At 65.6% G+C, this 12312-nt stretch carries 13 protein-coding genes and 1 pseudogene; 5 read left to right on the top strand and 9 right to left on the bottom strand.

Going from position 1 to position 12312, the window contains the following annotated elements:
• Positions 1 to 184, top strand: a pseudogene (locus tag AC5RWX_RS24350) (histidine kinase); the annotation flags it as partial.
• Positions 177 to 842: a response regulator gene (locus AC5RWX_RS24345; RefSeq protein ID WP_494098859.1), complete on the top strand. Its 666-nt coding sequence runs from the start codon at positions 177 to 179 to the stop codon at positions 840 to 842. The pseudogene AC5RWX_RS24350 and the gene AC5RWX_RS24345, both read left to right, overlap by 8 nt.
• A 16-nt stretch (positions 843 to 858) precedes the next feature.
• Here the strand turns inward: AC5RWX_RS24345 and AC5RWX_RS24340 are convergent, their stop codons facing one another.
• The 9 genes from AC5RWX_RS24340 to AC5RWX_RS24300 form a co-directional block, all read right to left on the bottom strand.
• Positions 859 to 1242 (bottom strand): RidA family protein, encoded by a 384-nt coding sequence (locus AC5RWX_RS24340; RefSeq protein ID WP_494098858.1) that lies wholly within the window; start codon positions 1240 to 1242, stop codon positions 859 to 861.
• A gap of 46 nt (positions 1243 to 1288) precedes the next feature.
• Positions 1289 to 1792, bottom strand: a complete 504-nt coding sequence (locus tag AC5RWX_RS24335) for a GNAT family N-acetyltransferase (protein ID WP_494098857.1) — start codon at positions 1790 to 1792, stop codon at positions 1289 to 1291.
• 109 nt (positions 1793 to 1901) lie between these two features.
• The gene (locus AC5RWX_RS24330; RefSeq protein ID WP_494098856.1) at positions 1902 to 2711 is read right to left on the bottom strand and encodes an inositol monophosphatase family protein; all 810 of its coding nucleotides are present in this window, start codon (positions 2709 to 2711) and stop codon (positions 1902 to 1904) included.
• A complete protein-coding gene (ligA, locus tag AC5RWX_RS24325) occupies positions 2708 to 4918 on the bottom strand; it encodes an NAD-dependent DNA ligase LigA (RefSeq protein ID WP_494098861.1) in 2211 nt (736 codons plus the stop codon). The genes AC5RWX_RS24330 and ligA overlap by 4 nt, the downstream gene beginning before the upstream one ends.
• A 260-nt stretch (positions 4919 to 5178) precedes the next feature.
• Entirely contained in the window at positions 5179 to 5952 is a 774-nt protein-coding gene (locus AC5RWX_RS24320; RefSeq protein ID WP_494098855.1) for a PP2C family protein-serine/threonine phosphatase, read from the bottom strand.
• Between the two features lie 51 nt (positions 5953 to 6003).
• A complete protein-coding gene (locus AC5RWX_RS24315; protein WP_494098854.1) occupies positions 6004 to 7128 on the bottom strand; it encodes an adenylate/guanylate cyclase domain-containing protein in 1125 nt (374 codons plus the stop codon).
• Positions 7118 to 7717, bottom strand: a complete 600-nt coding sequence (locus tag AC5RWX_RS24310) for a PH domain-containing protein (protein WP_494098853.1) — start codon at positions 7715 to 7717, stop codon at positions 7118 to 7120. Before AC5RWX_RS24310 ends, AC5RWX_RS24315 begins: the two co-directional genes overlap by 11 nt.
• A complete protein-coding gene (locus AC5RWX_RS24305) occupies positions 7710 to 8618 on the bottom strand; it encodes a biotin--[acetyl-CoA-carboxylase] ligase (protein ID WP_494098852.1) in 909 nt (302 codons plus the stop codon). The genes AC5RWX_RS24310 and AC5RWX_RS24305 overlap by 8 nt, the downstream gene beginning before the upstream one ends.
• 50 nt (positions 8619 to 8668) lie before the next feature.
• Positions 8669 to 9556, bottom strand: coding sequence for an SDR family oxidoreductase (locus AC5RWX_RS24300; RefSeq protein ID WP_494098851.1), 888 nt, complete (start codon positions 9554 to 9556; stop codon positions 8669 to 8671).
• Between the two features lie 221 nt (positions 9557 to 9777).
• On the opposite strand from AC5RWX_RS24300, the gene AC5RWX_RS24295 reads away from it, so the two are divergent.
• The 3 genes from AC5RWX_RS24295 to AC5RWX_RS24285 form a co-directional block, all read left to right on the top strand.
• Positions 9778 to 11361 (top strand): acyl-CoA carboxylase subunit beta, encoded by a 1584-nt coding sequence (locus tag AC5RWX_RS24295; RefSeq protein WP_494098850.1) that lies wholly within the window; start codon positions 9778 to 9780, stop codon positions 11359 to 11361.
• A 158-nt stretch (positions 11362 to 11519) separates the two neighbouring features.
• On the top strand, positions 11520 to 11708 hold the full coding sequence (locus AC5RWX_RS24290) for an acyl-CoA carboxylase subunit epsilon (RefSeq protein ID WP_494098860.1): 189 nt from the start codon (positions 11520 to 11522) through the stop codon (positions 11706 to 11708).
• A 40-nt stretch (positions 11709 to 11748) separates the two neighbouring features.
• Positions 11749 to 12312, top strand: a 564-nt coding sequence (locus AC5RWX_RS24285) for a DUF885 family protein (RefSeq protein ID WP_494098849.1), incomplete at its 3' end; no start/stop codon positions are given.

Raw genomic sequence — 12312 nt, 5'->3', positions numbered from 1 at the left:
GGCGCTGGCGCGGCAGCTGGCGCGGCGGCGCGGCGGCGACGTTAAGCTGCTGGATCCGGGCACCCGCGGCGGGCCCGGAGCCGTCTTTATGGCCACGCTCCCCGGCACAACAGCAGGAACAAAGAAGGCTCAACACGCAGACGCAGGGCTGAAGGATGCAGCTGGAAAGGACAACGATGGCTGAGGACTTTCGGGTGCTGATCGTGGATGACGACTTCCACGTCGCGAAGCTGCACGCCGCCTACGTGGATTCGGTGGCGGGCTTCCTGTCTCTGGCACCGGTGGGAACGGCGTCCCTCGCGCTCCAGGCCATCCACAGCCTTCGGCCGGACCTGGTGCTGCTCGACGTCTACCTCCCGGACGCCTCCGGCCTGGACCTGCTCCAACAACTCGATGTGGACACCATGATCCTCAGCGCGGCCTCAGACTCTGCCTCCATCCGGGTGGCGTTCCGCCGCGGCGCACTGGGCTACCTGATGAAGCCGTTCACGTCCGAGTCACTGTCCCAGCAGCTGCGCTCCTACGCCCGGTACCGGCGCCTGCTGGGCCAGCCCGGCGCCCTGGACCAGGATGCGGTGGAGCGCGCCAAGCGCGCCCTGATCCCCGGCGACGTCACGCCGTCATCAAAGCCGCGCTCGGCAACGGAAGCAGCAGTGCTCGAATCGCTGGTGCCCGGCGAGCAGTATTCAGCGGCGGAAGTGGCCGGCCGGGTGGGTGTTTCCCGGGCTACGGCGCAGCGGTACCTGTCCTCACTTGCCGACGACGGCGCAGTGGACATCCAGCTGCGCTACGGGACCACCGGCAGGCCGGAGCACCGCTACGGCCTGCCGGGCTCGCCGTAACCGGAAGGGTACAGAGCTAGCTGGCGCTCTTCTGCGCTACGAGTTCAATCTCCACCAGCATCTCCGGATCAAGGAACGGAAGGACGTGCACCAGGGACAAGGTGGGCCGGATGTCGCCGAAGACCTCGCCATGGGCACGCCCGGCTTCTTCCCACTGGCTGATGTCCGTCAGGTACAGCTTGGACTGCACCACGTCCTCGAAGCTGAAGCCGGCGTCGGCGAGGACCTTACCGAGCTTTTGCAGGATGAACTGGGTTTGGGCGTAGAAGTCATTGCCCACGATGCCGTCCTCGCCGCTCGCGGCGGTGGCAGAAATGTAGAGGGTGTTGTCCACCTGGACGGCGCGGGAGTAGCCGAGGGTCTGTTCCCAAACGGAGCCGGTGCCGAAGGTTTTGCGCATGGTGGGCCTTTCGAAGCTGGAGTGCGTCGGCACCACTTTAGGGCGGCTACAGGTCCAGCCGGTAAACCAGCAGTTTTATGTCAGTCCCGGGCACATACCAGTCCCGTTCCGGGACCCTGGCGAACCCGGTTTTGCTGTACAGGCCGCGGGCGCTTTCCCAGGTGCTTCCGGTGGTCAATGACACACCCTTGACCCCGTCCAGTTCCTTGGCGTGTTCAAGAATGGCCGCCATCATGGCCTTGCCTGCACCGCTGCGCTGCACGGCCGGGTCCACCACCAGCATGCGGAACTCCAGCTCATCGTGCAGGGCAATGTCCGCGTACGGCTCGCCGGCGCGGGCAAGCGTGACCGACCCGACCACCTGCCCTGCCCGCTCGGCCACCCAGACAGTTGCCTGGCCTGCCCGCAATGCAACGTCCTGGACCTTGCGCATGTAGGGGTGGTCGGCGTCGTCGAAGTACCCGGCTGCCAGGTAGGAATCCCTGGTGATGCGGGCAACGGCATCGAAATCGGTTTCGACGGCGGGGCGGACACTTATCTGCGATTGCACCCGTCAATGGTAGTGCTACCAGCCAGTAGCAGCGTGCAAATCGGGGGTTTCCGTGACTGAACTATCATGCCGGGCCCGTCAAGCGGGCCGGGGCCCGGCAGATGCCGCCTCAGAGCGGGAATTTACCGGACAGCTCCAGGCTCCCTGCGCAGGTCCAGGCATCCAGCCGTTCCTGGTCACTGGGGCCGCCCTCGAGCGGACTGGTCAGCCGGGGCCGGCGGACCCAGCAGCCGGCTTCCTCGGCGATCAATGCCCCGGCTGAAAAATCGTGCTCGTTCAGCCCTCGCTCGCCGAACGCGTCGTGGGTGCCGTCCGCCACCAGGCACAGGTCCAGGGCTGCTGACCCCAGCCTGCGGACATCGGCAAAACCCTGCAGCAATGCGGCGAACTGGGCGGCTTGCTCGGAGCGGACCTGTGGATCGTAGTTGAAGCCGGTGGCTAGGATCTGGCCTTTTCGCCCCGGGACCGGCCCCTCGAGCCGGGTCAGGGCACCGTTCTCTTCGAGCCAAGCACCCTCGCCACGGGCGGCGTAGTACACGCGGCCCAGCGCAGGGGCGTTAACGACGCCGGCCAACCAGACGCCGTCGGCATCTGCCACTGCAACCGAGGTGCCGTAGTAGACGATGTTGCGGATGAAGTTGGTGGTGCCGTCCAGCGGGTCGATGGACCAGCGGTAGCCGGTGGGGTTCGCCGGGCTGGTGGTTCCGTGTTCCTCACCGGTGATGCTGTCATTGGGACGGGCCGCGGAAATGACGTCCCGGACCGCGTGCTCTGCGGCGACGTCGAAGGCTGTGACCCAATCACCGGCGTCACCCTTGTTGCTGGCCTGCAAGGCCTCGCTGCTGCGGCCGGCCAGGACTGCTGCGCCGGCGGCGGCAGCAGCCTTGGCCACCTGCAGCAGTTCGCCGGGGCGGCTCATGCTGTTGCCTCCGTTGCGGCTCCGTCTGCTGTGACCCCCAGCGCTGGCATGTCCTCCAGCGCTGCCGGACCGCCGGCCAGGAGTTGCCGGAAGCCGTCTTCGTCCAGGACGGGAACGCCAAGCTGTTCAGCCTTGTCCAGCTTGGTGCCGGCGTTCTCGCCGGCCACCACGTAGCTGGTGTTCTTGGAGACCGAACCTGAGGCCTTGCCGCCGCGGATCAGGATGGCTTCCTTCGCCTCGTCGCGGCTGAAGTTCGGCAGCGAGCCGGTGACCACCACGGTCAGTCCTTCCAGCGTGCGGGGCACTGATTCGTCCCGCTCGTCCTCCATCCTGACGCCGGCTGCGGCCCACCGGTCGATAATTTCCAGGTGCCAGTCCTCGGCGAACCATTCCTTCAGTGCGGCGGCGATGGTGGGTCCCACGCCGTCCACGTGGGCCAACTCCTCCTCCGTCGCCTTCCGGATAGCGTCCATGGTGCCGAAGGCTGTGGCCAGCGCACGGGAGGCCCGCGGCCCGACGTGCCGGATGGACAACGCCACCAGAACCCGCCACAAGGGCTGGGTCTTAGCCTTCTCAAGTTCGCGGAAAAGCTTCTCTGTGGTGGCGGTGGGCTTGGACGGCGATTTCGCGGTGCCCTTGCTGTAGAAGTAAGGCACCAGCTCGTATTCCCCGGTGGCCACACCCTTGGACCGCTTCTCGCGCCGGATCTTGACCTCGGCCAGCAGCTCCGGCGTGAGGTCGAACAGTGACGCCTCGGTGGTCAGCGGCGGGACTTCCGGTTCCGCCGGTTGGGTCAGGGCGATGGCCGCTTCCCAGCCGAGCGCTTCAATGTCGAAAGCACCGCGGCCGGCGAGGTGGAACACCCGCTCGCGCAGCTGGGACGGGCAGGATTTTGAGTTGGGACAGCGGATGTCCACGTCGCCCTCCTTGGCCGGGGCCAGGGCCGTGCCGCAGGAAGGACATTCGGTGGGCATCACGAAGTCGCGGACCGGAGGATCCTGCTGGTCGCGCAGGGCAAGGACCGGGCCCACAATTTCCGGGATGACGTCGCCCGCCTTGCGGAGGATGACGATGTCGCCGATTTTCACGCCCTTGGCCTTGACCACGTCCTGGTTGTGCAGGGTAGCCATCTCCACGGTGGAGCCTGCGACTTTCACAGGCTCCATCATGCCGAAGGGGGTGACACGTCCGGTGCGGCCCACGTTGACCTGGATGTCCAGGAGCTTGGTGTGGACTTCCTCGGGCGGATATTTGTAGGCGACGGCCCATCGGGGCACACGGGTGGTGTAGCCGAGGGCCCGCTGGGTGGCGAAATCATCCACCTTGACCACAATGCCGTCGATTTCGTGGAGCAATTTGTGGCGCTTGTCCCCGTACCGTTTGATGAAGTCAAGGACCTCGTCCAAGCTTCCCAGCACTTCAGAATAGGGGCTGACCGGCAGGCCCCAGTCCTTCAGCAAGGCGTAGGTTACGGACTGGCTGCGCGCCTGGAGCCCCTCGCGGGCGCCGATCCCGTGGACAAACATCTTCAGGGGCCGCTTGGCCGTTTCCGCCGGATCCTTCTGGCGAAGGGAGCCGGCTGCCGCGTTGCGGGGGTTGGCCAGGGGCGCTTTGCCGGCTTCGATCAGGGCTTCATTGAACTCGGCGAACGCCTGCGACGGGATGAACACCTCGCCCCGGATTTCCACCTCCGCCGGATACCCCTGCCCGCTTAATTCCTGCGGAATTTCCTTGATGGTGAGGACGTTGTGGGTGATGTCCTCACCGGTGGTGCCGTCGCCGCGGGTAGCGGCACGCACCAGTTTGCCGTCCCGGTACAGCAGGTTGACCGCGAGGCCGTCAATCTTAAGTTCAGTCAGCCAGGCCGCTTGCTGCGATCCGTCACCGATCTTCCCGATACTGGCTGACGCCTTGGTGAGCCAGGCCTCGAGTTCCTCCAGGGAGAAGACATCCTCGAGGCTGTACATCCGCTGCAGGTGCTCCACGGCGGCGAAGGCCGCGGAGACTTCCCCTCCCACTTCCTGGGTGGGTGAGTCGTTGGATACCAGCTCCGGATGAAGGGCCTCGATCTCCTCCAGCCGCCGGAAGAGTTCGTCGAATTCGGCGTCAGAGACCAGGGGCGTGTCCTCCTGGTAATACGCGAACCTGTACTTCCGGACGAGGTCGACGAGGTTTTCGTATTCCTCGCGCACCGATTCGGTGGGGATGGCTTCCGGTTCGCCGGGTGCGGTGGTCCGGGTGGCGGTCTGTTCTGCGGGGCCTGGTCCTGTGCTCACAGACCTATCTTGCCCTACCCCGGCAGCGGGCCGGGGTCAGTGGGTGCAAAGGCGGTTCCTGCCCCACCAGGCAAGCTCCTCCACCGGCGCCCACCAAGAGGACGCCGGCAGTGATGGCCAGGAGGTCCCGACCGCGTGGTCCGGCACCGCCGGTGTCCGCCCAGGGTCCCGGCGGCTAAGGCGGCCCGGTGTTAGCTTGTGCTGTTCCTGGCATCGATGGCAATGACAGTAACGTTGTCTCTCCCGCCGCTGCGAAGCGCGGCTTGGATGAGGGAGTCCACGGCGCCCTGGGGGTCCGCTTCGGTGCTGATGATCTGGAAGATCTGCTCGTCCGTCAGCTCTCCTGTCAGGCCGTCCGAGCAAATAAGAAGGCGGTCCCCGTCCTCAACAGGCAGCAGCCAGTAGTCTGCCTCCGTCTCATCCCCGGTTCCCAACGCTCGCGTGACAACATGCCGGCGTGGATGCACCAAGGCTTGTTCCGGCGTTATTTCGCCGGCTTCCAGAAGTTCCTGGACTTCAGAGTGGTCCACGCTGATCTGCTCGAGATTTCCGCCGCTCAGTCGGTAGGTGCGGGAATCACCGACATTTACCACCAGCCAGTACGGCTTGCCAAGCTGTTCAACAACAACCGCGCCCGTCAGGGTGGTGCCGGCGCGCGCACCGGTCGCCTCACGGATGGCGAGGTCGGCCCCGGCCAGGTACTGCTGGAGCCCCGCAGGAGTGATGCTCCGCTCACCCGTGGAGACCTGGGGAATCGCGGCCAGCGCTCGGATGCAAAGGCCACTGGCGACCTCGCCGGCCTCGTGCCCTCCCATCCCATCGGCCACAGCAAAAACGGGGTCGGAGGCGATATAGGAGTCCTCGTTCAACTCCCGGCGGTGCCCCCGGTCGGTTCCGGAACCATGGCTGAGGGTCAGCCCGGACCCTTTGGAGCTGGAGGAAATGCTGGCGGGATGTTGTTTCATGCCTGTCCTGGATAGGTTCGGTCTCTGACGTTCATGTCGGAAGCAGGCCTGCTAGTCCAGTACCAGCCCCTTGCCGAGGCCTCGGGTGAGGCGTACCGGGCGGATCTCGCCGAAACCACGCACGTTCTCGGGCGGCTGCGGCACCATAACAAACCGTTCGTCGTGTTCCAGGGCGGAGGCGGTCATGGAATCTATGAGCACCGTCCCCGGGTCCGCCAGCGTGGTCAACCTGGCGGCAAGGTTCACGGTGGGCCCATAGATATCGCCGAGCCGGGAGAGAATCCTGCCCCAGACCATTGCCACCCGGGCTTCCGGCAGGATCTCGTCCTCGGTGAAGGCCTGGGCCAGCGCCAGGGAGATCTCCGCGCCCGCGGCGGGAGTTTCCGCGATGTAGAGGACTTCGTCACCCACGGTCTTGACCAGGCGGCCGCCGCCAACAGAGATGATTTCCGCGCACTTGTTCTCAAACCGCTGGACCAGCCGGGCCAGGGTCTTTTCGTTCATGCGGCGGGACAGGCTGGTGTAGGAAACCAGGTCCGCGAAGCCGACGGCACGTGCCAGGGGCAGCGGGGCGTCGTCCTCGTCGCCTTCGCGGCCTTCTTCACTGGCCTGCAGGCCGGCTTCGGCGCGGACGGCGAGCCGCTGGACGCCGGCATTGAGCTGGCGGCGCCAGGAGTAGACCAGCATTTCCTCCAGCGCATCCACCAACGCCGGAAGCTCATTCACCAGGCGCTTGCGTGCAACGGCATCGGTGACTCCCTGTTCGTGCACCATGTCTTCCACCAGGGCCTCGATCTGCCAGACCACCATGCGGTCCGTCATCTGGCCTATGGAGCGGGTGACGGAGATGGCTGCTTCCTCCGTCAGCTTTCCTGAACGGACCAGGTCCACCACGTTGGAGAGTGCTGCCTGGTCACGCTCGGTGAAGGCCACATCCTCGTCGCCGAAGTTGGGAAACCCCAGGGCACGCCAAAGTTTGCGCGCCGACAGCAGGGACAGCCCCGCACCGGCGGCGACTTCACGACGGCGGAGCTTGCGTTCCCCGCCCAGCAAGCGGGCTTCCAGGGCCTTCATGGCCAGCCTTTCGGCGGACATGGTGCCGGTGGCCGGGTGGGCGTCAGCGGCAGGAGTGGGCGCGATGGATTCGACGCGTTCCTGCTGGTGCTCATCGTTCATCTGGTCCACCTTCTCTCATTTCCCACGGCAAAGCCCCGGCGGGGTAGTCCGTTGTTCCGCCCGGCTGGGCATCGTCCTCGTCCGGCAGGTCCTCGATGGCATCGAGGATGAAGTCCCGGAACCTGGCTACTTCCGGCACATCCTGGAAAGTGACCAGTCTCTGGTGTCCGACTTCCAAGGATATATTCCCCGAACGGAAGAGGCGTTGCAGGACCGACTCATGGACAGTCAGGTTCCGGACCGATGCCAGGTTCACCTGCTGGTCCCGCCGCTTCCACACACCGGACCTCGCCACCATCCTCCTGCTGGTCAGGGTATAGCGGGTCCGGTGCCACCGCAGCAGCCGGGGCAGGCAGAAGCCGAGCCACACCGAAGCAGCCGCCAGGACGCAACCCGTCACGAGCCAGGCTGTCCACCGGCCGGAAAGTGCAGGGACTGCCCGCCCGGCTTCGCCACGGATCACCCAGGCCGAAAAATAGGCTGCAACTGCCGGCGAGAGAATAAAGGCAGCCGCGGCACCTGCGAGTTTCCTCGGCTGCGGGCGGGTGGTGACAATTACCTGTTCGCCCGGGACAAGGTTTTTACGCATAACCGCCTTGGCCGAAAGCGTCCGGGGAGGTCCACGGCCGGAGGTGCACCACGTCCCCGGCAGTGACGACGTGCTCGCGGGAATCGCGGTCCACCACCAGCAGCGACCCGTAGTCGTCGAGCCGGGACGCGTGGCCGATGATCTCGTGGTCTCCGGGAAGCTGGGCCCGCACCTGCTTCCCAAGGGTGACCATGGCCGCCTCAACCCGCTTGTGCAGTGAGGTGCCGCCTGCCATCCCTGCCGCCGGATCGCCGTCGGCATTGCAGAAGCTGCGGTACAGGACAGCGAACTTCGAAAGGTAGCTCTTCAGGAGCAAGGTCCGGTCCACCGTGCTGGCATCCTCCAGCATCACGGAGGTGGCAGTGGGGACAGGAAGGTCCGCTGTACCGAGGGTGACGTTCAGGCCCGTTCCCAATATGACGGGCGGCACGGAACCATCCACCATGGGACCGAGTTGCGCCAGGATGCCGGCGATCTTCCTGCCCCGCACCAGCACATCGTTGGGCCACTTCAGTTCGGCGGGGATACCGGCCGTTTCCAGGAGGGTCTCGCGCAGGGCCAGGGCGGCAACCAGCGACAGCCAGGAATAGGTCTGCGTGGGCAGCGGCCGCCCCTCGGCGTTGGCGGGCCGCAGGACAATTGAAACGGAAATGGAGCTCAGCGGCGGCGCTTCCCAGTGCCGGTCCAGACGGCCGCGCGCTGCCGTCTGGTACTCGGCAGTGAGCACGGACAGGTCCGGCCAGGCAGCAGGCTCAACGGTGACGGAACGAAGGAGGTCAGCGTTGGTGGACCCGGTGGAGTCCACTACCTCCAGCCGGGGGATGCCGGTGGCGGACAGGAAGTCCTGATCCGCCAGGTCCCTCCGGTTCAGGGGCGTACCGGGGGTATGTGCGTCATCCATAGCTAAATCCTACCGAGCTGAAACCTCCCGGTACGCGTTGTTGACGCCGCCTACAGGAAGATGTCCGGAACCAGCTGGTCCTCCGGCGCCCCCGGGCTGTAAGGGCGGAAGTCCTTTACCCCGGCTGCAGCAAGCACCTCTTCATCGGTGTAGAAGTTGCCACTGGCGGCACTGCCGGCGCCAAGATTAGCGCCGGTCAATACGGCGTGGGCGGCATCAGCCATGATCTGCGGGCCGCGCGCGGCCTGGACCCATTGGTCGCCGCGGGGCATGTTGCGGATGGCTGCTGTGTCGATCAGGGTGCACGGCCACAGTGAGTTGACGCTGATACCGTCGCCCTTCAACTCCTCGGCGAGCCCAAGGGTGGTCAGGCTCATTCCGTACTTCGCCATGGTGTAGGCCAGGTGCTTTCCGGCCCAGTACGGATCAAGGTTCAGCGGGGGTGAAAGCGTGAGGATATGACTGCCGGCGGAGGCGCGCAGCGCCGGCAGTGCCAGCTTCGACAGCAGGAACGTCCCACGGACATTAATGTCCTGCATCAGGTCGTACTTTTTCATGTCCACGGCATCCGTGCCGGACAGGTCAATGGCGGAGGCGTTGTTCACAACGACGTCGATGCCCCCGAAGCGCTCCACAGCCGCGGTAACAGCTCCGGCCACGTCTTCGTCCCGCCGGACATCGCCCACCAGCGGAAGCGCCTGGCCTCCGGCCGCCTCCAATTGCTCGGCAGCCGTGTAGACGGTGCCTTTAAGTTTCGGGTGCGGTTCCCCCGTCTTGGCCAGCAGCACAATGTTGGCGCCGTCCTGCGCCGCCCTGGTGGCGATGGCCAGCCCGATCCCGCGGCTTCCGCCGGAGATCAGGAGGGTGCGGCCACGCAGGGTACCGGTGGGCTGGTAGGGGCTTGCAGGCAATCCCGAAGCGTCATTGCTCAAAGTCATAAAATCACTGTAACCCAGTTATGTTACTGGCCAGTAACATAGTGCCGCGGGCTGGCGGCACGGCAGAAAATTGTAGGTTTTCTACAGCGGCGGCCGTCAGAAGCGTCACTAGACTAGCCAGCAGGGTTCGTTTTTTGTGTGGATGCTACTTAACTCCCGCATCAGACCTGCCACGAAGGACAGCGCCACAGGACCATTGCTACAGAGCCGGAGATATTTTGATGAGCCACGATCTGACAACGACAGCGGGAAAGATCGCCGATTTCCGCGACCGCCAGGCCCGTGCCGAACAGCCCTCCGGCCCCGAAGCGATCGAAAAGCAGCACGCCCGCGGCAAGAACACCGCCAGAGAACGCATCGCCCTCCTGCTGGATGAAGACTCGTTCGTGGAATTCGATGCCCTTGCAGTACACCGCTCCACCGCATTCGGCATGGAGAAGAAGAAGCCACTGGGAGACGGCCTGGTCTCCGGGTACGGCACGGTGGACGGGCGCCCCGTCGCTGTCTACAGTCAGGACTTCTCCGTTTACGGCGGCTCCCTCAGCCAGGTCAACGGCGAAAAGATCGTCAAAGTGCAGGAGTTCGCACTCCGCAACGGCTGCCCCGTGGTGGGCATCCTCGACGGTGGCGGAGCCCGGATCCAGGAAGGCGTGGCCTCCCTGGCCATGTTCGCCGATATCTTCCGCAACAACGTCCACGCCTCAGGCGTGGTGCCGCAGATCTCCCTGATCATGGGCCCGTCCGCCGGTGGTGCAGCCTACTCCCCCGCCCTCACCGACTACGTGGTGATGGTGGACAAAACCTCGCACATGTTCATCACCGGCCCGGACGTTATCAAGACCGTCACCGGCGAGGACGTGGACATGGAAACCCTGGGCGGAGCGCGCCAGCACAACGCCACCACGGGCACCTCGACATACCTGGCCTCCGACGAAGCCGACGCCATCGAATTCGTGCGCGACCTGCTGGACTTCCTGCCCTCCAACAACCTCTCCGAGGCGCCCGTGCTGGAACACCAGCAGGAACTGGAGGTCGACGACGACGACCTCGCCCTTGACACGTTGATCCCGGATTCCGCGAACCAGCCCTACGACATGCGCAGCGTTGTTGAGCAGATCGTGGACGACGCCCACTTTTTGGAAATGCAGGCCCTGTACGCCCCCAACGTGATGATCGGGTACGGCCGGGTGGAGGGCCACACAGTGGGGATCGTAGCCAACCAGCCCCTGCAGTTCGCCGGCACCCTGGACATCGCCGCCTCGGAAAAGGCCGCCCGCTTTGTCCGCCACTGCGACGCGTTCAACATCCCCATCATCACCCTGGTGGACGTGCCCGGGTTCCTGCCCGGCAAAGACCAGGAATTCCAGGGCATCATCCGCCGCGGCGCCAAGCTTCTGTACGCCTATGCCGAGGCCACGGTCCCCAAGCTCACCGTGATCACCCGCAAGGCATACGGCGGGGCCTACATCGTCATGGGTTCCAAGAAACTGGGCGCCGACCTGAACCTGGCGTGGCCCACCGCGCAGATCGGCGTGATGGGCGCGCAGGGCGCGGTCAACATCCTTTACCGCCGCGACCTCGCAGCAGTTGCCGAAGCCGGCGGAGACGTCGAGGCGCGGCGGGCCGAAGTGATCCGGCAGTATGAGGAAGAGCTCCTGAACCCGTACCAGGCAGCCGAACTGGGCTACGTCGACGCCGTCATCGCCCCGTCCGAAACCCGCACCCAGATCATCAAGGGACTGCGTGCGCTCCGCGACAAACGCGCCAGCCTTCCCACCAAGAAGCATGGGAACATTCCGCTGTGACCCCCACCGGCTCCCAACCTTCGCAAGCTCAGCCAGGGAACCCTGCGGGCGTGGGCCCAACCCCCGGCTCCCAACCTTCGCACGCTCAGGCCGGGTCCCTCGCCGGCGTCGGCCCTGCAGATGTCGAGCCCGCCGAATACGACGCGCCTGCTGCCGCCGTGTTCTCTGTTGTCAAAGGCCAGCCGACGGCCGAGGAACTGGCGGCGCTGACCGCCGTCGTCCTTTCCCTGGGAGGCAGCGAGCCCGTACCCGCCGGCAAGCCGTCGGTGCGGCACTGGGTGCGCCGGCAGCAGTTGCGGCTGGCCCCCACCCCCGGGCCCGGGGCATGGAAGCGAAGCCGCGGCTGAAAGGCGGACCTTCCCGCATTCCGGACGATAGTCTCGGAGTGTGACTACAGACACTGCTCCCGCTGCCCGCCCGAAAACCCGCATCGACGCCGTCGCGGACCGTTACACGGACACGCTCGTCAGGCTCAATCCGTCCTTCGCCACCACCCTTGGCGTACCCGGGCATGAGACCGAATACCAGGACTTTTCCCCCGCCGGCATTGCCGAGTTCGCGGAGGCTGCGCGGAAGGCCCTCACCGACCTTGAGGGGCTGGAGCCCGAGGACGACGTCGACGCCGTCACCCTTGACGCCATGCAGGAGCGGCTGGGCCTGCAGCTGCTGATCCATGCCTCCGGCTGGGAGTACGCGGACCTGAACAACATCGCCTCCCCCGCCCAGGACATCCGCGCCATCTTCGATCTCATGCCCACGGAGACAGAGCAGGACTGGCAGCACATCGCCGGCCGCGCACTCAACGTTCCGCGGGCTATTGCCGGCTATATTGACTCCCTGCGGCAGGCGAGGGACGCCGGCAGGGTTGCCGCGGCGCGCCAGGTGAACATTGTCATTGAGCAGACCACAAAGTACGCCGCCAAGGACGGGTTCTTCGCAAGGCTGGCCGCC

Source organism: Arthrobacter sp. SPT-J7 (assembly GCF_059089965.1).
The sequence above is the reverse complement of the archived record's forward strand: the minus strand, read 5'-3'. Positions and strand labels throughout refer to the sequence as shown.